Origin of the sequence: Leifsonia sp. 1010, from assembly GCF_031455295.1 — a bacterium.
GTDB lineage: Bacteria > Actinomycetota > Actinomycetes > Actinomycetales > Microbacteriaceae > Leifsonia.
On sequence record NZ_JAVDSL010000006.1, the window covers coordinates 24053 to 42532 of the forward strand.

Below are 18480 nucleotides of genomic sequence, written 5' to 3' on the forward strand. Positions count from 1 at the left end.
CCGGCGTCACTCGCGGCGAACACGGTCCACTCGGTACCCGACCTCCCCGCCCCGCCGGCCTCACGCCCAAACGGCGTCGCACCCTCCGGCAGTGCGCGACGCCTCTCCTGGAGGACCATGTCTCGTTCCGGTCAGCGCACCAGCCCGACCAGGCCGCAGCAGCGGAAGAACCGGCACGCCAACAACGACGGACTCATCCCCGTCCTCGCCCGCAAGGTGCGCGAGGTCGAGGCGAAGGCCGCCGACGGCAAGAAGCTCGGGCCGACGAACCGCACCAAGTTCCAGGTGATCGCGTTCCTGATGCGCGAGGAGCGCGCTAGGGCGAAGTCCGACCCGGACCTCAGCGACGCCGCGCGTGCGGAGCAGCTGAAGCGGCTCGACGGCATCGCGACCATCCTGGCGAAGACGGCGGCGCGCGACACGTCGCTGATCTCGCTGCTCGAGAGCGAGTCGCCCTCGACGGCCACCGCGCAGAAGATGCGCCGCGACTGGCTCCTGGAGTCGGGAACCGAGCTCTCGCCCGACGACCTGATCATCACGATCGAGCGCCCAGTCACCAAGCAGGACAGCGTCATCCCGCCGGAGCTTGCGGAGAAGCAGGTCGTCCCGCCGTCGGTGAAAGCGCGCCAGCTGTCCAACCCGTTCCTCGCTCCCGACTTCTCCCGGCTCAGCCCGGCCGCGCCGACACCGCGCCGCCGGCTCGACTCGTGGGAGCTGCTCGGCCCGCTGTTCAAGTCGTTCGAGTACGGCGCCGGAGGCCAGGCGGCCAGCATGGAGCTGCCGCCCGCCCCGCTGATCGACCGCTACTCCCCGCAGGGCCTCGAGCTGATGCACCACCAGTCGCGCTTCATCGAGAGCGTGCGACTCGGCCACCGCAGCTTCCTGCTCGCGGACGAGCCGGGCCTCGGCAAGACGGCGCAGTCCGTCCTCGCCGCCTCGGTCGCGGGGGCGTATCCGCTGCTCGCCGTCGTTCCCAACGTCGTCAAGATGAACTGGGCGCGCGAGGTGGAGCGCTGGACTCCGCAGCGCCGCGCAACCGTCATCCACGGCGACGGAGAGGGCCTCGACGCCTTCGCCGACATCGTCATCGTCAATTACGAGGTGCTGGATCGGCACCTCTCCTGGCTGAGCACGCTCGGCTTCAAGGGGATGGTCGTCGACGAGGCGCACTTCATCAAGAACCTGCACTCGCAGCGTTCGCGCCTGGTGCTGGGCCTGGCGGACGCCATTCGCTCGACCACGCCGGACCCGCTGATGATCGCCCTGACCGGTACGCCGCTGATCAACGACATCGACGACTTCAAGGCGATCTGGCAGTTCCTCGGCTGGATCGACGGCAACAAGCCGACCGCGACCCTGATGGAGCATTTGGAGGAGACCGGGCTGACCCCGGCCGACTTCGGCTTCTACGCCGCCGCCCGCGAGGCCGTCATCGACATGGGGATCGTGCGCCGGCGCAAGCTCGACGTCGCCTCCGACCTGCCGAGCCGTCGTGTGGTGGACCTGCCGGTCGAGCTGGACGACGAACTCGGGCGCTCGATCCGCCAGGCGGAGAAGGACCTCGCCGCCCGGCTCGTCACGCGTTACCAGCGCGCGGCGGCCGCCGGTCGGCCGGACGGCTTCGAAGGCGACGACGAGGCGCACAAGAAGCACCTCATCCGGCTGGTCGCGCAGTCCGAGCTGGAGGACTCGAAGTCGGCGAAGTCCGGCGAGAACGTCTTCACGATGGTCCGCCGGATCGGCCAGGCGAAGGCCGGCCTCGCGTCGGACTACACGGCCCAGCTCGCCCGCTCGGTCGGCAAGGTGGTGTTCTTCGCCAAGCACATCGACGTGATGGATGCGGCGGAGGAGGCCTTCGCCGCCCGCGACCTGAAGACGATCTCGATCCGTGGCGACCAGTCCGCGCTGTCACGGCAGAAGGAGATCGACGCGTTCAACAACGACCCGGAGGTCGCGGTCGCGGTCTGCTCGCTCACGGCGGCGGGCGTCGGCCTGAACCTCCAGGCGGCGTCGAACGTCGTGCTCGCCGAGCTGTCGTGGACGGCGGCCGAGCAGACGCAGGCGATCGACCGCGTTCACCGCATCGGTCAGGAGGAGCCGGTCACGGCGTGGCGGATCATCGCCGCGCAGACGATCGACTCGAAGATCGCCGAGCTCATCGACGCCAAGCAGGGACTCGCCGCGCGCGCCCTCGACGGCAGCGATGTCGAGGTCGGCTCGGCCGACTCCGTGCAGCTCGACGCGCTCATCCACCTGCTGACGGACGCCCTCGCCTGACCTGCGGCGCTCTCCGAAACCGCCGGCTCACCCCGCCGGCTCCTGAGTTTTTCGCGTTCCGAACGCCGAATCGGGCGAAAAAGTCAGGAGCTGGCGGCTAGGCGATCTCGGCGTCGTCGGGGTCGATCGGCACCGGGCGGTCGTCGTCGGGGAGCAGCTCGCCGTCCTCGTCCTCGACGACCGGCACGTCCTCCGGGTCGTGGATGACGGGCTCCGGCTCGTAGTCGGCCTCCTGCGCCTCGCGGAAGTCGTCGAGGTCCTCGTCGTCTCGGTACTCACGTCCTCTGGGGTCGCTCATGCCCCCACGGTACAGCGGGGTGCCGCAGGCGTGAAGGGTGGTCTCACCCCGGCTCGATGAGGTCAGTCCAGCTCGAAGACGAAGAACGCGCCGCGGTCGTCGTGCTCGATCCGCGCCGCCCCGCGGAAGTCGGCGAAGTCGTCCGTCCCCGTTCCCGGCACGATGTTCCCGAAGGCCGAGCTGTCGCCGGGATGCTGCAGCGCGCCGTGGTGGACGGTGAACGATCCGGCCCTCCCGTCCTCCAGCCGGCCGGTGATCCGCTCTGCGGCGAGGTAGCCGCGCCCGCCCTCTTCGGTTCCGGAGGAGACGAAGTGCGCGACCGACTCGCCCACCAGTCCCTCGGTATAGGTCTTCCGCATGACGACGGCGCCCACCCAGTTGCCGTCGATGCCCGGCAGGTCGGCCGGCTCCCAGCCGGTGACGTCGAAGCGGGCGGTGATCGTCTCTGAGGTCATGCGTTCACGGTAGGCGCTGCGGAGGACGGTCCGCTTGTAATTTCGCGACAGACGAATTGTGGGCTAGACAGGGGATATGCCCCACCACTCCCAGACCGAGATCGAGCGCAAGTACGACGTCGACGCCGAGGCGCAGCATCCTCAGCTCGTCGGCGTCGGCACGATCGCGGTGCAGGGCGAGCCCGAGCGGCACGAGCTCGTGGCCACCTATTTCGACACGGCCGACCTCGCGCTCGCCCAGCACCGGACCGCGGTCCGTGTGCGCCGCGGCGGCCACGACGCCGGCTGGCACGTCAAGCTGCCCGCCGACGAGGGCCGCACCGAGCTGCACTGGGAGCTCACCGAGGGCGACGAGCCGCCCGCGGAGCTGCGTCAGCACCTGCGGGAGCTGATCGGCGACGAGCCGCTCGTCCCGATCGCCCGGGTCACGAACCAGCGCGACAGCGTCCTGCTGCAGGATGCCGCCGGCTTCGAGGTGGCGGAGCTCACCGATGACCACGTCCGCAGCGAGAACCTCCGCAGCGGCGGGACGCAGGAGTGGCGCGAGTGGGAGGTGGAGCTCCTCAGCGGAGCCCCCGACTCCCGTCAGCGCCGCAACGCCCTCCTCGACGAGATCGAGGAGCACCTCCTCGCGGCAGGAGCCCGGCCGTCCGCCAGCTCGTCCAAGCTGCAGCGCGCCCTCGGCCTCTGACACCCGACTGGTCTACCCGGCTCGTTTACCACCCGCCGCGCTCAGCGTCCAGTGCGATTTTGTGCAGGACCGGGCATCCGGGCATGATTCAGGGGACGCCTTGAGAAACGGAGCAGCATGAAGATCGGCATCCTCACCAGCGGCGGCGACTGCCCGGGCCTGAACGCGGTGATCCGCGGCGCGGTCCTGAAGGGCGACCGCGTGTACCGCTCCGAGTTCGCCGGCTTCCGTTACGGCTGGCGCGGTGTGGTCGACGGCGACATCATGCCGCTCGACCGGCACAGCGTCCGCGGCCTGTCCCGCCAGGGCGGCACCATCCTCGGCTCCAGCCGCACCAACCCTTTCGAGGGCGACAAGGGCGGCCCGGAGAACATCCAGCGGATGATGGATGAGAACGGCATCGACGCGATCATCGCCATCGGCGGGGAGGGCACCCTGACGGCTGCTCGCCGTCTGACCGACGCCGGTCTCAAGATCGTCGGCGTCCCGAAGACCATCGACAACGACCTCGCCGCCACCGACTACTCGTTCGGCTTCGACACGGCGGTCGAAATCGCCACCGAGGCGATCGACCGCCTGCGCACCACCGCCGAGTCGCACCAGCGCTGCATGGTCGTCGAGGTCATGGGCCGTCACGTCGGCTGGATCGCCCTGCACTCGGGCATGGCGGGGGGCGCCCACGCCATCCTCATCCCGGAGCAGCCGCAGTCGATCGAGCAGATCTGCGAGTGGGTCGAGTCGGTCCGCGACCGCGGCCGCGCGCCCGTCATCGTCGTGTCGGAGGGCTTCCATCTCGACACGATGGAGGAGGCGCACTCGCACAAGGGACTGGACGCGTTCAACCGGCCGCGCCTCGGCGGGATCGGCGAGATGCTCGCGCCGATGATCGAGGAGCGCACCGGCATCGAGTCGCGTGCCACCGTGCTCGGCCACATGCAGCGCGGCGGCGTCCCGAGCGCGTACGACCGCGTCCTCGCCACCCGCCTCGGCATGGCGGCGGTGGATGCGGTGTACGAGGGCCGCTGGGGCTCGATGGTGTCGCTGCGCGGCACCGACGTCGTGAACGTCTCGATCGCCGACGCGACCGGCGGTCTGAAGACCGTTCCTGCGGCCCGCTACGAGGAGGCCGCGCTCCTCTTCGGCTGAGCGCTCGCTGCACCTGTGGCTCTCTCCCTGCTGTTCCGGGGGTGTCGGGGCTAGGCTCCGTGCTACCAGAGGGAAGGAGCCCGTCCGTGCCGCGTTTCGTCCAGTTCGATGAGTTCGGCTCCCGCGACTACCTGCATGTGGTGGAGCGGGAGAGACCGTGGCCGGGACCCGGTCAGGTGCTGGTCCGCGTAATGGCGGCCGGGCTCAATCCGATGGATGCGAAGGCGTACCGCGACGAGCGGGCCGCCGCGCGCATGGGCGTGACGCTGCCGAGCGGGATCGGGCAGGACTTCGCCGGGTTCGTCGAGGAGATCGGCGAGGGCGTCACGCGCTTCGAGCTCGGACAGGCCGTGCTCGGCACGGCGCCGTTCGCCTCCATCGCCGACTTCGTCGTGGTGCCGGAGGACGGCCAGGTGATCGCGAAACCGGACCCGCTGACGTTCGAGGCGGCCGGATCGCTCGGCGTCGTCGGCCGGACCGCGTTCGCGACGGTGCGCTCCCTGGGCATCCGCGAGCGCGACACCGTGCTGGTGAGCGCGGCCGCTGGAGGGGTCGGCGTGCTCGCCGCCCAGCTGGTCGTCCGCGCGGGAGCGACGGTGATCGGCACGGCAAGCGAGGAGAACCACGAGTTCCTCGAGTCGCTCGGCGTCATCCCGGTGACCTACGGCGACGGGCTCGCCGAGCGGGTACGCGACGTCCTCGACGACGACCGGGTGACCGCGGTGCTCGACAACCACGGCCCGGAAACGATCGAGGCGGCGCTGGAGCTCGGCGTGCCGATCGAACGCGTCAACTCCATCGCGGTCTTCGGGCCGGAGGCGCGCGGAGCGCAGAACGTCGGCGGGCGCGCCGCCACCAACGACGACCTCGCGGAGCTCGCCGACCTGCTCGCCGAGAACGAGCTGGTGCTGCCGATCGACTCGATCTATCCGATCGAACGGACGGTGGAAGCGTACGGGCGGCTCGAGGGCGGCCACGTGCGCGGCAAGATCGTCATCGTCACCGACTGACCGCAAAGGAGCATCCATGATCGCAGAGGACATCGCCCGGCAGCTTCGCACGGCGGGGTTGCGCTGGCAGCCGTCGTCGGGTGACACGTTCGCCATCGACCGCCCGGGCATGGACGGGGAGCGTTTCACCGTCAGTGAGATGACGATCGAGCCGCACCACTTCGACACCGGGACCATCCTCGGCTTCAACGGAACGACGGAGTGGGCGCTCGACTCGCTCGCCGTCGAGGACGCCCTGTGGATCCCGCGCGAGGACCAGCTGCGCGAACTGCTCGGCGGCACCTTCCGCCACCTGGCGCGCACGCCCGACGGCTACCGTGTGACCGTGCTGATCGAGGGGGAGGAGCGGTACTTCGAGCACGACGACGCCGCCACCGCCTATGCGCAGGCGCTGCTGGCGCTGATCGGGGCGTCGGTCTCCTAGCGGGGTCGCTCCGCCGGTGCGAGCTCGAGGTGGAGCAGCGGATACGGACGCCCGGCCTCGTCGGTCGCACTCCGACCGACGACCTCGAATCCGCGTGAGCGGTAGAAACCGGCGGCTGACGCGTTCTGCTCGTTGACGTCGACGCGGACGACGGCGTAGTCGCGGATCGCGTGATCGAGAAGCGCCGTGCCGATCCCGCCGCCGCGCTCGGCCGCATCCACGAAGAGCATCTCCAGGGTGCCGTCGAGCACACCGGAGAAGCCGACGGGACGGCCGTCCCGCTCGGCGACCGACAGCGTCACGGCGGGCAAGTAGTCGGATGCCAGCCGCGCCTCGATCTCGTCGCGATCGGTCGCGGAGAGGAAGTCGTGCGTCGCATCCACGGCTCGGCGCCAGATCGCGACGAGGGCCGGGTACTCGGCTGCTCCGGCGGAGGGGCGGATGTTCACGGGTGACGTGGATGCGGACGTCATTCTCAGGCTCCCTTCGGCCGACACCGGTCTTCCAGCCTAGTGAGCGACCGTCTCCCGCGAAGTCGACAGGATGCCCGCATCCAGCTCGGCGACGCTGCGGACGCCGGCGAGACCGAGGGTGATGTCGAGCTCGGCGATCGTGTTGCGCAGCAGCTCCCGCACGCCCGCCTCGCCGGCGACCGCGAGAGCGTAGGCATACGGTCGGCCGATCGCGACGGCCCGGGCACCGAGGGCGAGGGCGATCACGGCATCCGCCCCGCCACGGATGCCGCTGTCGAAGATCACCGGCACCCGTCCGTCGACCGCCGCCACGACCCCGGGGAGGGCGTCGAGTGCGGCCACTTCTCCGTCGATCTGGCGTCCGCCGTGGTTCGAGACCTGCACCGCATCCATCCCGGCGTCGAGGGCGCGGCGCGCGTCGTCGGGATGCAGCACGCCCTTCAGCACGATCGGCAGCCGGGTGCGCTCGCGCAGGAACGCCAGGTCGTTCCACGTCAGCGACGGGTCGGCGAACACGTCGAGGAACGTCTCGACCGCGGCGAGCGGCTCTCCCGACCGCAGCTTCTCGCGCAGCGGACCGGGGTGGTGGCGCAGGATGCTGGCGAACGCCGCGACGGCCGCGGGTGTCGGCGTCGGGCGCGGACCGGATGCGACGACCGCCCGCTCGCGCACCAGCTGCTGGAACACCGGATCGGAGGTGTACTGCGCGATCCCGAGACCCCGGCTGAAGGGAAGGTAGCCGAGGGCGAGGTCGCGCGGCCGCCAGCCCAGCACATGCGTGTCGAGGGTGACCACGATCGCTTCGCAGCCGGAGCGCTCCGCCCGCTCGACGAGGCTGGCCACCAGGTCGCGCGACGAGCTCCAGTACAGCTGGAACCAGCGGGATGCGCCGGCCGCGACGTCCTCCATGGCGCCGACGACCTCCTCCATCGGCTGCGATGCCTGGTTCGAGAGCACGGCCGGCACGCCGAGCGCGGCGGCGGCGCGGGCCGCGGCCGCATCCCCTCCGCGCCGGGCGAGCTCCAGCACGCCGATCGGGGCGAGCAGCAGCGGGGTCGGTCGCCGGACGCCGAACAGCTCGACGGAGAGGTCGCGCGCCGACACGTCGCGCAGGACGCGCGGGACGATGCGCCGGTGTCGGAATGCCTCCGCGTTCGCGTCCGCCGTGCGCTCCAGCCCGGCGGAGCCGGCGATGTACGCGAACGCCGCTCGGCTCAGCCGTCGCTGTGCCGCTCGCTCCAGCTGGGGGTATCCCACGGGGATGCGCGGGACACGGCCTGCGACACCATCGCGGTAGATCTCGGACTGGGCGTCGCGCCCGGCGCTGCTCATGCCTCCCATCATGCCCCTCCCGCCGGGCGACGCATCCGTGGGGCGCGACGCGCCGTTATGCGGGGCGGATAACGGCGTGTTGCGACCCCTGGATGGAGATCGGTGGGCGCGTCAGCGGCGGCGCGGGCGCTTGGGGGAGCCGGGGCGACCGCGCCCGGAGGGTGCGCGGCCGCTGGGCGCGCGGCCGCCCGCCTTGCGGCCGTCCGCCGCCTCGCGCGCGGCGACCTCCGGGTTGCGCGAGCTGTGCGCCGTGCGTCCGCGCACGATGCCGATGAAGTCGTCGACCAGGGGATGCTGTCCCTCGCGCGGCCAGGTCAGGCCGATGCGGCTCTGCGGGCCGTCCTCGAGGGGGAGGGCCACCACATCCTTCCGGCGGAGGGCCTTCGCGACCGATGCCGGGAGCAGCGCGATGCCGTCGCCGGCGGCGACACTGCGCATGAACGCCTCCGACGGCTCGCGGGCAACCCGGGGCTCGCCGTCGAGGTCGGCGAGGTGCAGGTGCTCCTCGAGGGTGAGCAGGTGCTCGTGGTGCACGACCACGACGACGTCCTCCGCGTACAAGGGAATGAGGTGGCGGTCGTCGTCCGCCTCGGCGTCGCGGGCGAACACCATGTCCGCATCTCCGGCCGCGAGCACGCCGAGCGGATCGTCGCTGGGCCGCACCACCAGCTCGACGTCGGGGTATCGCTGCTCGAAGGCGCGCGTCCACTTGCCGACGGTGACACCGAGCGGGAAGGCGATCGCGAAGCGGGAGGACACCTGTTGAGGGTAGCGAACGGTAGCCTGGAGAACATGAAGGCGCAGACCATGAAACCGGCCACAGCGGCCAAGAAGCTCGGCATCTACCTGCCGGCGGCGCCCGACGACTTCCGCGACCGCGAGATCAGCAGGACCGAGCTGGATGCGCTGAACGCCGAGCCGCCGGAGTGGCTGCAGACCCTGCGCGCCGAGGGTCCGCATCCCCGCGACGTGGTGGCACGCAAGCTGGGCGTCTCGAACTCGGGCCTCGCCCGCGGCGGGGTGACCGAGGCGCTGACCACCGCCCAGATCAAGGACCTGCTGGCCGATCCGCCGCAGTGGCTGGTCGACGAGCGGGCGACGCAGGCGGCGGTTCGCGCCGAGAACGCGCGCGTCAAGCAGCGCGACGCGGAGCGGGCGGCCCGGCGCGCGGCCGAAGAGGAGTAGGCGGAGCGGGGGCCGTCAAGCTCCGCGCGGCTCCGGAGTGCCATCCGGTGTGCGGTTCGCCGAGCGGGCGGCCCGCGCGATGGTCTCCGGCCCGGTGACCAGAGCGCGCCGCCACGGCGCGACACCGTCGATCTCGACCTGCAGCGAGAAGCTGAGGATGGTGCGGATCAGCACGATGATCCCGAGCACCACCGCATCCGTCAGCGACGGCGTCGACGTGACCGTCTTCACCAGGTCGGCCGCGACGAGGATCTCGAGGCCCAGCAGGATGACGCCGCCGAAGCTCTCGCGCAACGTCCGGAACGCCGCGGCGCCGCTGCGCTGACGCCGCCAGGCGACGAGCGACAGGCCGATCGCGACCACCAGGCCGATCGCCATCGCGGCGACACCGGCGAACTCGAAGGCCGTGCCGGTCGCCTCGAACAACGCGTGCGCATCCATGTGCTCATGGTGCCACGTAGAATTCTCCGGTGCCTCCCGAAACCCCGGCGTCCTCCGGCCTCGACCCCGACGAACTCGCCGTCACCCTCCGCGTCCTCGGACAGCTGCACGAGCTGGACCAGGAGCATCCCGACTACGTGACCGTCCGTCGCGCGACCGCGCACATGTTCAAGGCGTCGAAGCAGGCCAGGAAGCGCGAGCTGCGCGCCCAGGTGCAGGCGGCCGACCGCGCCGTCATCGCCGCAACCGCCACCGGTGCTCCCGACCGCATCGACGACGAGACCCGCGGGCGCGAGCTGACCTCCGGCACGACCGCCTCCCACACCGCCGGAACCCTCATCACCCCGCGCGCCTGCTACATCTGCAAGCAGGACTACACGCAGGTCGACTGGTTCTACCACCAGTTGTGCCCGTCGTGCGCCGCCTTCAGCCACGCCAAGCGCAACGCGACCACCGACCTGACCGGCAAGCGCGCGCTGCTCACCGGCGGCCGGGCGAAGATCGGCATGCACATCGCCCTGCGGCTGCTCCGCGACGGCGCCCACCTCACCATCACCACCCGGTTCCCGCGGGATGCGGTGCGCCGGTTCTCGCAGTTGCCCGACGCCGGCCGCTGGATCGACCGGTTCCGGGTCGTCGGCATCGACCTCCGCGACCCGGCGCAGGTCATCGCGCTGGCCGACTCGGTCGCCGAGCGCGGACCCCTCGACATCCTGATCAACAACGCGGCGCAGACCGTCCGTCGCTCGCCCGGCGCGTACTCGCTGCTGGCGGAGGCGGAGACGCAGCCGCTTCCCGACGGTCCGCTGCCGGAGCTGGAGACGTTCGGGCACACCGCGGATCCGCATCCCCTCGCCCTGGAGCGCTCGGTCGCGGCGCACCCGCTGCTGTCGGCGGCCGACGTCCGCGGCACGATCGCCGAGGTCGCCGGTGCGGCCGCGCTCACCGCCGACGACCTGGCGGCGGTCGCGATGGCCGCCGGTTCGTCGTCGCTCGAGAAGCACGCCGACGGCTCCGCCATCGACGCGGGCGGGCTCGTCCCCGACGTCGCGCGCGTGAACAGCTGGACGCAGAACATCGGAGCGATCGACGCGCTGGAGCTGCTCGAGGTGCAGCTGTGCAATCAGACCGCTCCCTTCATCCTGATCGACCGGCTGCGTCCCTCCCTCGCCGCCGCCGGCCGGTCGTACATCGTCAACGTGTCGGCGATGGAGGGCGTCTTCGGCCGCCGCTACAAGGGACCGGGGCACCCGCACACGAACATGTCGAAGGCCGCGCTCAACATGCTCACGCGCACGAGCGCGGGCGAGATGTTCGAGACCGACGGCATCCTCATGACGAGCGTCGACACGGGATGGATCACCGACGAGCGCCCCCACCACACGAAGGTGCGGCTCGCGGAGGAGGGCTTCCACGCCCCCCTCGACCTGGTCGACGGCGCCGCTCGCGTCTACGACCCGATCGTCCGAGGAGAGGCAGGAGAGGACCTGCACGGCGTCTTCCTCAAGGACTACCGTGCCTCGGCCTGGTGACCGCTACGCTGACGACGAAGGCATGAGCGGAAGGATGCCGATGTCGAGCACTCCCGACCAGCAGCTTTCCCCCGTGCCCGGTCAGGCGCGCCCCACCCCGGCACGGGCGAAAGGCGGCGCGCTCCGGCACTGGCTGCTCACCGGGCTGGTGGATGAGCGCGGCACCCAGCAGGGACCGCACGGCCGCAACCCCGAGCGAACCCACCCGTGGTGGCAGGTCATGTGCCTCACCGGTGTCGACTACTTCTCCACCCTCGGCTACCAGCCGGCCATCGCGGCGCTCGCCGCCGGCCTCGTCTCGCCGTTCGCGACGCTGGTGCTCGTGGCTCTCACCCTGCTCGGCGCACTGCCGGTCTACCGCCGGGTGGCGCGGGAGAGCTTCAAGGGGTCCGGCTCCATCGCGATGCTGGAGCGGCTGCTTCCCTGGTGGGCGGGCAAGCTGCTGGTGCTCGTGCTGCTGGGCTTCGCGGCGACGGACTTCATGATCACGATCACGCTGTCGGCGGCGGACGCCTCGGCGCACGCGATCGAGAACCCGTACGCGCCGGATTGGTTCCACGGCAACAACGTGCTGATCACGCTCGTCCTGCTCGCGCTGCTCGGCGCGGTGTTCCTCAAGGGGTTCAAGGAGGCGATCGGCATCGCGGTGGTGCTGGTCGCCGTGTACCTGGCCCTCAACGTGGTCGTGGTGACCACCTCCATCGTGGAGGTGTTCCAGCATCCCACCGCGGTCGACGACTGGTGGAGCGCGCTGTTCCGGCAGAACGGCGACCCGCTCGTCGTCGTCGGGATCGCCCTGATCGTGTTCCCTCGACTCGCCCTCGGCCTCTCCGGTTTCGAGACCGGCGTGGCAGTCATGCCGCAGATCAAGGGCCGCCCGGACGATGACCCGTCGTACCCGAGGGGCCGCATCCGCGGTGCCGGCCGGCTGTTGACGACGGCCGCGATCATCATGAGCGTCTTCCTCATCACGTCGAGCTTCACGACCACCCTGCTCATCCCGCAGAAGGACTTCCAGCCCGGCGGCCCCGCCAACGGACGCGCGCTCGCGTACCTGGCGCACGAGTACCTCGGCAACGGGTTCGGCACCGTCTACGACGTCAGCACCATCCTCATCCTCTGGTTCGCGGGCGCCTCGGCCATGGCCGGTCTGCTCAACCTGGTGCCGCGCTACCTGCCCCGGTACGGGATGGCGCCGCAGTGGGCGCGCGCGGTGCGTCCGCTCGTCCTCGTCTTCACGGCCATCGCCTTCCTGATCACCCTGGTCTTCGAAGCGAGCGTGGATGCGCAGGGCGGCGCGTACGCGACCGGCGTCCTGGTGCTCATCACGTCCGCCTCCCTCGCGGTGACGCTGTCGGCGCGGCGGAAGCGGCAGCGGAAGCGGACCGTCGCGTTCGGCGTCATCACGGCGATCTTCGTCTACACGACGGTCGACAACATCATCGAGCGGCCGGACGGCCTCCGCATCGCGACCCTGTTCATCCTCGCCATCCTGATCGTGTCGATCGTGTCGCGCATCGGGCGGTCGTTCCAGCTGCGCGCCACGTCCGTCACGTTCGACGTGACGGCGCTCGACTTCATCCTCGAAGACGCGGAGGAGGGCGAGATCCGCATCATCTCGCACGAGCCCGACGTCGACACGGACAAGGAGTACGCGCAGAAGAACAAGGACGAGCGGAAGTTCAGCCACATCCCGCAGCGGTCGCGCACCATCTTCCTCGAGGTGCTGCCGTCGGACTCCTCCGACTTCGAAGAGGACCTGGAGGTGCAGGGCGTCGTCAAGCACGGTTACCGGGTGCTGCAGGTGCGCAGCGGAAACGTGCCGAACACGATCGCGGCCGTGCTGCTGGAGATGCGCGACATCACGGGCGTGGTGCCGGCCATCTACTTCGAGTGGACGGAAGGCAATCCGATCTCGAACATGTTCCGTTACCTGATCACGGGCGTCGGAGAGGTCGCGCCCGTGACCCGCGAGGTGCTGCGGGAGGCCGAGAGGGACGTCAAGCGCCGTCCGGCCGTGCACGTGTCCTGAGCGCCGCGTGTCCTGAGCGGGTCGGGGCCTGCGTCGGAGAAAGTGGCTCACATCTCCGACGGGCCGCGGTGTGGATGGAGTTTCGCGGCGAAGGGCGCCGGATCTCCGACGGGAGCGGGAGAGTCTCCGACGGGAGACGACCCGGCGCGGGCGACGGCCGCGGCTACTCGACCGCGAACTCCAGCCAGGCGAGGCCGCGCAGGTCGAGGCAGAGGCGGCCGGCGCGCTCCGACGCGACGGCCAGCACGTCGCCGCAGACCGAGCAGCGCATGACGAGGCCGTGCTCGTCCAGATAGACCCGGCCGCGGGCGACGACCGACTCGTCGCCGCAGTTGCCGCAGCAGCCGACCGCCGTGGTGACGTCGGCCGCGAAGACCTCCGACAGCATCCCGGCCGCGGCGTTGCCGTCGAGGAAGTCCTGATCCGTCATGGCGTGCCTCCGATGCCGCCGTAGCGTTCGGTGCGGATGCGCGCCGCCTCGTGACCCGCGTCGACGAGCCAGCCGGAGACCGCCTCGACGAACGGCGTGGAGCCGCAGATGAAGAAGGTGGGGGAGTCGGAGGCCGGGATGGTGAGACGCATGAGGCCTTCGGCGGTGAGCCGGGCGGGCGCCGGTGCGCCCTCCGGAGCCTGCCGCGTGTAGACGTAGTCGAGCTGAAGCGGCGAGGCCGTGTCGGCGGCCAGCGCCGCGAGTTCGTCCGAGTAGTACCCGGAGGCGGGGGAGCGCAGCGAGTAGAGCATCCCGAACGGTGCGGGGCTCGCGGCGGCGGCGTGCGCCCGGGCCATCGACATGAGCGGGACGACACCGGAGCCGCCCGCGATCAACTGCACCGGCGTGGTGTCGCCGTCGCGCCAGACGAACCAGCCTCCGACGGGACCGCGCACCTCCAGCTGGTCGCCGTCGGCCAAGTCGCGGACGAGGTAGGGGGAGACTTCGCCGTCGGCGAGCTCCTCCACCGTCAGCTCCAGCTCGTCGTCGGGGAGGTCATGCGGTTCGATGGCTCCGCGTCCACCGCCGGAGGCGATCGAGTACGACCGGACCGCCTGGTAGCCGTCGGGCGCCGTCAACCGGATGTCGACGTGCTGCCCCGCGAGGTGGCCGTGCAATCCGGGGATGCGCAGCCGGATGGTGCGGGCCGTCGGGGTCTCCATCCGTGTGGCGACGACGTCGGCCACCCGCCATACGCTGCTCACCAGTAGCGCTGTTCCTTCCAGGGGTCGCCGTACATGTTGTAGCCGTTCTGCTCCCAGAAGCCCGGCTGGTCCTGCGGGAGCATCTGCAGCCCGTTGACCCATTTGGCGCTCTTCCAGAAGTACAGGTGCGGCACGAGGAGCCGGGCGGGACCGCCGTGCTCGGGCTCGAGGTCCTTGCCGTCGAAGCTGTGCGCGACCCACGCCTTGCCGCCGAGCAGGTCGGCGAGCGGCACGTTGGTCGTGTACCCGCCGTAGCTGTGCGCCATCGTGTACTCGAAGCTGGTGTCGACATCCGCGAACAGGGTGTCGAGAGCCACACCGCGCCACGACGTCCCGAGCTTCGACCAGCTGGTGACGCAATGGATGTCGGTGCTGACGTCCTCCTGCGGGAGCGCGAGGAACTCATCCCAGCTCCACCGGTGGACGTCGCCCTTCTCGGTGGTGATGGTGAACGCCCAGTCGTCTTTGGCGATACGGGGCGTCGGCCCGGCCGAGAGCACCGGGAAGCCCTCGGTCAGATACTGACCCGGGGGCAGGCGGGGGTCGTCGGCCCTGCGACGGCCGGAGAAGCCGGAGGAGATGATTCCCATGGGGGCAGCTTATTGCCGCGTGCGCCTCCGGGTCTACGACGGACTCGGTGTTGTCGGGAGGGCGGTCTAGGGTGATGTCATGACCGCCGTCAACCTGGGGCTCCCGCTGAGTGCGCAGCGCCAGGCCGCGCCGCCGTCGGCCCCCAACACCGTGGGGCGGCCCGAGCATCCGGGCCTCATCGACCGGTTCGGGCGCGTCGCTCGCGACCTGCGCGTGTCGGTGACCGAGAAGTGCTCGCTCCGCTGCACGTATTGCATGCCGGCGGAGGGACTGCCGGCGATCCCGCGGGACGATCTGCTCAGCGCGACCGAGATCGCACGGCTCGTCGGCATCGGCGTCCGTGACCTGGGTGTTCGCGAGGTGCGGTTCACGGGCGGCGAGCCGCTGATGCGCGCCGACCTGGCCGAGATCATCGGCCGTTCGGCGGCCGTGGCTCCCGGAGTGGACCTCTCGATAACGACCAACGGCATCGGGCTCGACCACCGCATCCGCTCGCTCGTCGACGCCGGCCTCACCCGGGTCAACGTCTCACTCGACACGGTCGACCGCCAGCACTTCGCGCGGCTCACGCGGCGCGACCGGCTGCCGGCCGTGCTCGCCGGAATCCACGCGGCGCACGCAGCGGGGCTCACTCCGCTGAAGCTCAACGCGGTGATGATGCGCGACACCCTCGACGACGCTCCCGACCTGCTCGCGTGGGCGCTGGAGAACGGCTGCAGGCTGCGGTTCATCGAGCAGATGCCGCTCGACGCCGACCGGTCGTGGCTGCGCGAGAACATGGTGTCGGCCGAGGAGCTGCTGTCGGTGCTGGGCAAGCGTTTCACCCTCATCGAGGCGGGTCGCGACGACCCGCACGCACCGGCGGAGGAGTGGCTGGTCGACGGCTGGACGGTGGATGGGCTCCCCGCCACCGTGGGGATCATCGCGTCGGTCACGCGCTCGTTCTGCTCGGCCTGCGACCGCACCCGCATCACCGCCGAGGGAACTGTGCGGTCGTGCCTGTTCGGCGACGACGAGACCGACCTCCGCGGGCTGCTCCGCGGCGGCGCGGACGACGCCGAGATCGCCCGCTGGTGGCGCGCGGCCATGTGGGGCAAGCAGGCCGGCCACGGGATGGACGCGGCCGGGTTCGCCCCGCCGGTGCGGAGCATGGGGGCGATCGGTGGCTGAGGTGCTGGTGCGCTACTTCGCGGCGGCGGAGGAGGCCGCGGGCCGTCCCGAGGAGCGTGTGGAGGTCGCGGACGCGACCGTGGGAGGGCTGCAGGCCGAACTCGTCGCGCGCTACGGCGAGCCGATGGAGCGCGTGGTGCGCTCCGGTTCGTTCCTCGTCGGAGGCGTCGTCTCGCGCGATCCCTCCCGCGAGCTCACCGCCACCGTCGACGTGCTGCCGCCCTTCGCCGGCGGCTGACCCCCGTCCCGTCCCGTCCCGTCCCTGTCGCGCGCACCCGTCCACCCACCGTCGAGTCCGCAGATTTTGCACGGGATCGGGCGTCGGAGCGTGCAAAGTTTGCGGACTCGACGGTGGGCGGAGGCCCGAGGGGGTCAGGCGGGGTAGACGGTTGCGGCGGCGGGCGGAACGCCGAGGGTGACGCGGTCGCCGACGCGGAGGCGGAGGTCGGCGACGTCGGCGGGCGGCACCAGCGCGTCGAGGCGGTCGGTGCGCACGCGGACGAGGTCGGCCTGCGGCTCCAGACCGGTCACGATCGCGCGGATGCGGTCGGGCCGGTCTGTCTCATCCCCGTCGGGCAGGACGCGCACCGCGGACGGACGCACCGCCGCCAGCGCGCGAGCGCCCACCTCGACGGGCGCGACCGCGGTGCCGCGCAGTCGCATCCCGTCGCCGGTGACCAGCCCGTCGGCCGTCCGCACCCCGGCCACCAGCGTCAGCCCCGACAACTCAGCGGTGAAGGGATTCCGCGGCCGTTCGAGCACCTGCCGCGTCGGCCCCTCCTCGATCACGCGGCCCTCGTGCATGACCGCGACCCGGTCGGCGAGGAGGTACGCGTCCAGAGCGTCATGCGTGACGAGGACCGTCGTGCGCCCCGCCAGCACGCCGGCGAGCGTGCCTCGGAGCTCTGCGGCGACGGCGACATCCAGCGCCGACAGCGGCTCGTCGAGGAGCAGCAGCCGCGGCTCGGCGGCCAGCGCCCGCGCGACCGCGACCCGCTGCGCCTGCCCTCCGGACAGCTCGGCGGGACGCCGGTCGGCGAATTCCGCGGTCGCGGTCCGGCGCATCCACTCGTCGGCCCGCCCGGCGGCGTCGGCACGGCCGGCGCCCGACGACCGGGGCCCGAAGGCGACGTTGTCGCGGACGCTGAGATGCGGGAACAGCAGCGCGTCCTGCGCGAGCAGCGCGACGCCGCGCTGATGCGGCGGCCGCCAGGTGCCGGGGAGGTCGAACAGGATCTGGTCGCCGAGCGTCGCACGACCCTCGTCCGGGCGGACGAGCCCGGCCAGCATCCCGAGCACCGTCGACTTGCCCGCGCCGTTCGGACCGAGCAGGGCGAGCGTCTCGCCGTCGGCGACGGAAAGCTCGACCGCGACGTCCCGCGCGGCGAGCGACGCCGCGACGTGGAGGCTCATGCGGCCTTCTCGCGAACCTCGGCGTCTGCGCGCACCCGGCGAAAACGGAGTCCCTCGCCCGCGCCGTGGGCGACCGCGACCACCGCGATGGCCACCGCCACCAGCACCAGCGACAGCGCGACGGCGGCGTCGGGATCGGTCTCCCGCTGCAGGTAGATCTCCAGCGGCAGCGTCCGGGTGACGCCCTGCAGACTGCCCGCGAACGTCAGGGTCGCGCCGAACTCGCCGAGCGCCCGGGCGAACGACAGGATCGACCCGGAGACGATCGCCGGAAGCACCAGCGGCAGCGTCACCCGGAACAGGACGGTGGATGGGCGGGCGCCGAGCGTCGCCGCCACCGCCTCGTAGCGCTCACCGGCAGACCGCAGTGCGCCCTCCAGGCTGAGCACGAGGAAGGGGAGCGCGACGAAGGTCTGCGCGATCACCACCGCGGGCGTCGAGAAGGCGACATCGAGCGCGCCGCCGAGCAGCCCGCGGCGGCCGTACAGGGCGAGCAACGCGAGGCCGCCGACGACCGGCGGCAGCACCAGTGGCAGCAGCACGACCGCCCGCACCACCCGGCTGCCCGCGAACGGCACGCGCGCGAGCACGATCGCCATCGGCACGCCGAGCACCAGGCAGGCGGCCGTCGCGAGCAGCGACGTGCGGAGGCTGAGGAGGAGCGCATCCACCGACGACGGCGAGGTGATGAGGGGGATGAAGTCCGCCCAGTCGACGCGGGCCGCCATCGCGAGCAGCGGCAGCACGATGAACAGACCCCCGATCGCGGCGACCACCACGATCCAGCGCGGAACGCCCAGCCGGATGCTCACAGCG

The 18480-nt window shown here is 71.3% G+C and carries 21 protein-coding genes; 10 read left to right on the forward strand and 11 right to left on the reverse strand.

The genetic code is table 11. From position 1 onward, the window contains the following. The first annotated feature begins 117 nt into the window (after positions 1 to 117). Positions 118 to 2277 (forward strand): DEAD/DEAH box helicase, encoded by a 2160-nt coding sequence (locus J2Y42_RS18235; RefSeq protein ID WP_309861522.1) that lies wholly within the window; start codon positions 118 to 120, stop codon positions 2275 to 2277. A gap of 97 nt (positions 2278 to 2374) precedes the next feature. On the opposite strand, the gene J2Y42_RS18240 is transcribed toward J2Y42_RS18235, so the two are convergent. Together J2Y42_RS18240 and J2Y42_RS18245 are read right to left on the reverse strand one after the other, a co-directional pair. Continuing rightward, on the reverse strand, positions 2375 to 2575 hold the full coding sequence (locus tag J2Y42_RS18240; protein WP_309861525.1) for a hypothetical protein: 201 nt from the start codon (positions 2573 to 2575) through the stop codon (positions 2375 to 2377). A gap of 62 nt (positions 2576 to 2637) precedes the next feature. Further along, positions 2638 to 3030 (reverse strand): DUF3224 domain-containing protein, encoded by a 393-nt coding sequence (locus tag J2Y42_RS18245; protein WP_309861529.1) that lies wholly within the window; start codon positions 3028 to 3030, stop codon positions 2638 to 2640. A 76-nt stretch (positions 3031 to 3106) separates the two neighbouring features. On the opposite strand from J2Y42_RS18245, the gene J2Y42_RS18250 reads away from it, so the two are divergent. The 4 genes from J2Y42_RS18250 (at position 3107) to J2Y42_RS18265 (ending at position 6301) form a co-directional block, all read left to right on the forward strand. Further along, a complete protein-coding gene (locus tag J2Y42_RS18250; RefSeq protein ID WP_309861531.1) occupies positions 3107 to 3721 on the forward strand; it encodes a CYTH domain-containing protein in 615 nt (204 codons plus the stop codon). Positions 3722 to 3838: 117 nt separating this feature from the next. Continuing rightward, positions 3839 to 4867, forward strand: a complete 1029-nt coding sequence (locus tag J2Y42_RS18255) for a 6-phosphofructokinase (protein ID WP_309861534.1) — start codon at positions 3839 to 3841, stop codon at positions 4865 to 4867. A gap of 86 nt (positions 4868 to 4953) precedes the next feature. Then, a complete protein-coding gene (locus J2Y42_RS18260; protein WP_309861537.1) occupies positions 4954 to 5877 on the forward strand; it encodes an NADP-dependent oxidoreductase in 924 nt (307 codons plus the stop codon). Positions 5878 to 5893: 16 nt separating this feature from the next. After that, complete coding sequence (locus tag J2Y42_RS18265) at positions 5894 to 6301, forward strand: hypothetical protein (RefSeq protein ID WP_309861539.1); 408 nt, start codon at positions 5894 to 5896, stop codon at positions 6299 to 6301. Here J2Y42_RS18265 and J2Y42_RS18270 read toward each other — a convergent pair. The 3 genes from J2Y42_RS18270 to J2Y42_RS18280 all read right to left on the reverse strand — a co-directional run bounded on the left by J2Y42_RS18270 (position 6298) and on the right by J2Y42_RS18280 (position 8865). Then, positions 6298 to 6774: an acetyltransferase gene (locus tag J2Y42_RS18270; RefSeq protein WP_309861542.1), complete on the reverse strand. Its 477-nt coding sequence runs from the start codon at positions 6772 to 6774 to the stop codon at positions 6298 to 6300. The two genes, J2Y42_RS18265 and J2Y42_RS18270, sit on opposite strands and share 4 nt — an antisense overlap. 36 nt (positions 6775 to 6810) lie before the next feature. Further along, a complete protein-coding gene (locus tag J2Y42_RS18275; RefSeq protein ID WP_309861546.1) occupies positions 6811 to 8106 on the reverse strand; it encodes an alpha-hydroxy-acid oxidizing protein in 1296 nt (431 codons plus the stop codon). Between the two features lie 111 nt (positions 8107 to 8217). Beyond that, positions 8218 to 8865, reverse strand: a complete 648-nt coding sequence (locus tag J2Y42_RS18280) for a LysR family transcriptional regulator substrate-binding protein (protein ID WP_309861549.1) — start codon at positions 8863 to 8865, stop codon at positions 8218 to 8220. 33 nt (positions 8866 to 8898) lie between these two features. Here J2Y42_RS18280 and J2Y42_RS18285 point away from each other — a divergent pair, with 33 nt between their 5' ends. Then, complete coding sequence (locus J2Y42_RS18285; protein ID WP_018190405.1) at positions 8899 to 9291, forward strand: DUF5997 family protein; 393 nt, start codon at positions 8899 to 8901, stop codon at positions 9289 to 9291. A gap of 15 nt (positions 9292 to 9306) precedes the next feature. Here J2Y42_RS18285 and J2Y42_RS18290 read toward each other — a convergent pair whose 3' ends face one another. Beyond that, a complete protein-coding gene (locus J2Y42_RS18290) occupies positions 9307 to 9732 on the reverse strand; it encodes a DUF1622 domain-containing protein (protein ID WP_018190406.1) in 426 nt (141 codons plus the stop codon). Between the two features lie 29 nt (positions 9733 to 9761). Here J2Y42_RS18290 and J2Y42_RS18295 point away from each other — a divergent pair, with 29 nt between their 5' ends. Then, positions 9762 to 11264 (forward strand): SDR family NAD(P)-dependent oxidoreductase, encoded by a 1503-nt coding sequence (locus J2Y42_RS18295; protein WP_309861552.1) that lies wholly within the window; start codon positions 9762 to 9764, stop codon positions 11262 to 11264. A gap of 40 nt (positions 11265 to 11304) precedes the next feature. Further along, a complete protein-coding gene (locus tag J2Y42_RS18300; RefSeq protein WP_309861554.1) occupies positions 11305 to 13296 on the forward strand; it encodes an amino acid transporter in 1992 nt (663 codons plus the stop codon). Positions 13297 to 13459: 163 nt separating this feature from the next. On the opposite strand, the gene J2Y42_RS18305 is transcribed toward J2Y42_RS18300, so the two are convergent. The 3 genes from J2Y42_RS18305 to J2Y42_RS18315 are packed head-to-tail and all read right to left on the reverse strand — an operon-like array spanning position 13460 to position 15080. Beyond that, positions 13460 to 13726, reverse strand: coding sequence for a DUF6510 family protein (locus J2Y42_RS18305; RefSeq protein WP_309861556.1), 267 nt, complete (start codon positions 13724 to 13726; stop codon positions 13460 to 13462). Further along, the gene (locus J2Y42_RS18310) at positions 13723 to 14472 is read right to left on the reverse strand and encodes an FAD-binding oxidoreductase (RefSeq protein ID WP_309861612.1); all 750 of its coding nucleotides are present in this window, start codon (positions 14470 to 14472) and stop codon (positions 13723 to 13725) included. The genes J2Y42_RS18305 and J2Y42_RS18310 overlap by 4 nt, the downstream gene beginning before the upstream one ends. A gap of 14 nt (positions 14473 to 14486) precedes the next feature. After that, entirely contained in the window at positions 14487 to 15080 is a 594-nt protein-coding gene (locus J2Y42_RS18315; RefSeq protein WP_309861558.1) for a sulfite oxidase-like oxidoreductase, read from the reverse strand. Between the two features lie 79 nt (positions 15081 to 15159). Here J2Y42_RS18315 and moaA point away from each other — a divergent pair, with 79 nt between their 5' ends. Both moaA and J2Y42_RS18325 read left to right on the forward strand, forming a co-directional pair. Further along, a complete protein-coding gene (gene moaA / locus J2Y42_RS18320; RefSeq protein ID WP_309861561.1) occupies positions 15160 to 16251 on the forward strand; it encodes a GTP 3',8-cyclase MoaA in 1092 nt (363 codons plus the stop codon). After that, on the forward strand, positions 16244 to 16489 hold the full coding sequence (locus J2Y42_RS18325) for a MoaD/ThiS family protein (RefSeq protein WP_089912416.1): 246 nt from the start codon (positions 16244 to 16246) through the stop codon (positions 16487 to 16489). The genes moaA and J2Y42_RS18325 overlap by 8 nt, the downstream gene beginning before the upstream one ends. A 134-nt stretch (positions 16490 to 16623) precedes the next feature. Here J2Y42_RS18325 and J2Y42_RS18330 read toward each other — a convergent pair whose 3' ends face one another. Next, the gene (locus J2Y42_RS18330; protein WP_309861565.1) at positions 16624 to 17664 is read right to left on the reverse strand and encodes an ABC transporter ATP-binding protein; all 1041 of its coding nucleotides are present in this window, start codon (positions 17662 to 17664) and stop codon (positions 16624 to 16626) included. Next, on the reverse strand, positions 17661 to 18476 hold the full coding sequence (locus J2Y42_RS18335) for an ABC transporter permease (RefSeq protein ID WP_309861568.1): 816 nt from the start codon (positions 18474 to 18476) through the stop codon (positions 17661 to 17663). The genes J2Y42_RS18330 and J2Y42_RS18335 overlap by 4 nt, the downstream gene beginning before the upstream one ends. Between the last annotated feature and the right edge of the window lie 4 nt (positions 18477 to 18480).

Excerpts from the sequence above, each read along its gene's own strand:
- J2Y42_RS18300 (WP_309861554.1), top strand. The coding sequence starts at position 11,305 with ATGTCGAGCACTCCCGACCAGCAGCTTTCCCCCGTGCCCGGTCAGGCG.
- J2Y42_RS18235 (WP_309861522.1), top strand. The coding sequence starts at position 118 with ATGTCTCGTTCCGGTCAGCGCACCAGCCCGACCAGGCCGCAGCAGCGG.
- J2Y42_RS18240 (WP_309861525.1), bottom strand. The coding sequence starts at position 2,575 with ATGAGCGACCCCAGAGGACGTGAGTACCGAGACGACGAGGACCTCGAC.
- J2Y42_RS18275 (WP_309861546.1), bottom strand. The coding sequence starts at position 8,106 with ATGAGCAGCGCCGGGCGCGACGCCCAGTCCGAGATCTACCGCGATGGT.
- J2Y42_RS18270 (WP_309861542.1), bottom strand. The coding sequence starts at position 6,774 with ATGACGTCCGCATCCACGTCACCCGTGAACATCCGCCCCTCCGCCGGA.
- J2Y42_RS18290 (WP_018190406.1), bottom strand. The coding sequence starts at position 9,732 with ATGGATGCGCACGCGTTGTTCGAGGCGACCGGCACGGCCTTCGAGTTC.
- J2Y42_RS18330 (WP_309861565.1), bottom strand. The coding sequence starts at position 17,664 with ATGAGCCTCCACGTCGCGGCGTCGCTCGCCGCGCGGGACGTCGCGGTC.
- J2Y42_RS18305 (WP_309861556.1), bottom strand. The coding sequence starts at position 13,726 with ATGACGGATCAGGACTTCCTCGACGGCAACGCCGCGGCCGGGATGCTG.
- J2Y42_RS18250 (WP_309861531.1), top strand. The coding sequence starts at position 3,107 with ATGCCCCACCACTCCCAGACCGAGATCGAGCGCAAGTACGACGTCGAC.
- J2Y42_RS18315 (WP_309861558.1), bottom strand. The coding sequence starts at position 15,080 with ATGGGAATCATCTCCTCCGGCTTCTCCGGCCGTCGCAGGGCCGACGAC.
- J2Y42_RS18265 (WP_309861539.1), top strand. The coding sequence starts at position 5,894 with ATGATCGCAGAGGACATCGCCCGGCAGCTTCGCACGGCGGGGTTGCGC.
- J2Y42_RS18245 (WP_309861529.1), bottom strand. The coding sequence starts at position 3,030 with ATGACCTCAGAGACGATCACCGCCCGCTTCGACGTCACCGGCTGGGAG.
- J2Y42_RS18255 (WP_309861534.1), top strand. The coding sequence starts at position 3,839 with ATGAAGATCGGCATCCTCACCAGCGGCGGCGACTGCCCGGGCCTGAAC.
- moaA (WP_309861561.1), top strand. The coding sequence starts at position 15,160 with ATGACCGCCGTCAACCTGGGGCTCCCGCTGAGTGCGCAGCGCCAGGCC.
- J2Y42_RS18285 (WP_018190405.1), top strand. The coding sequence starts at position 8,899 with ATGAAGGCGCAGACCATGAAACCGGCCACAGCGGCCAAGAAGCTCGGC.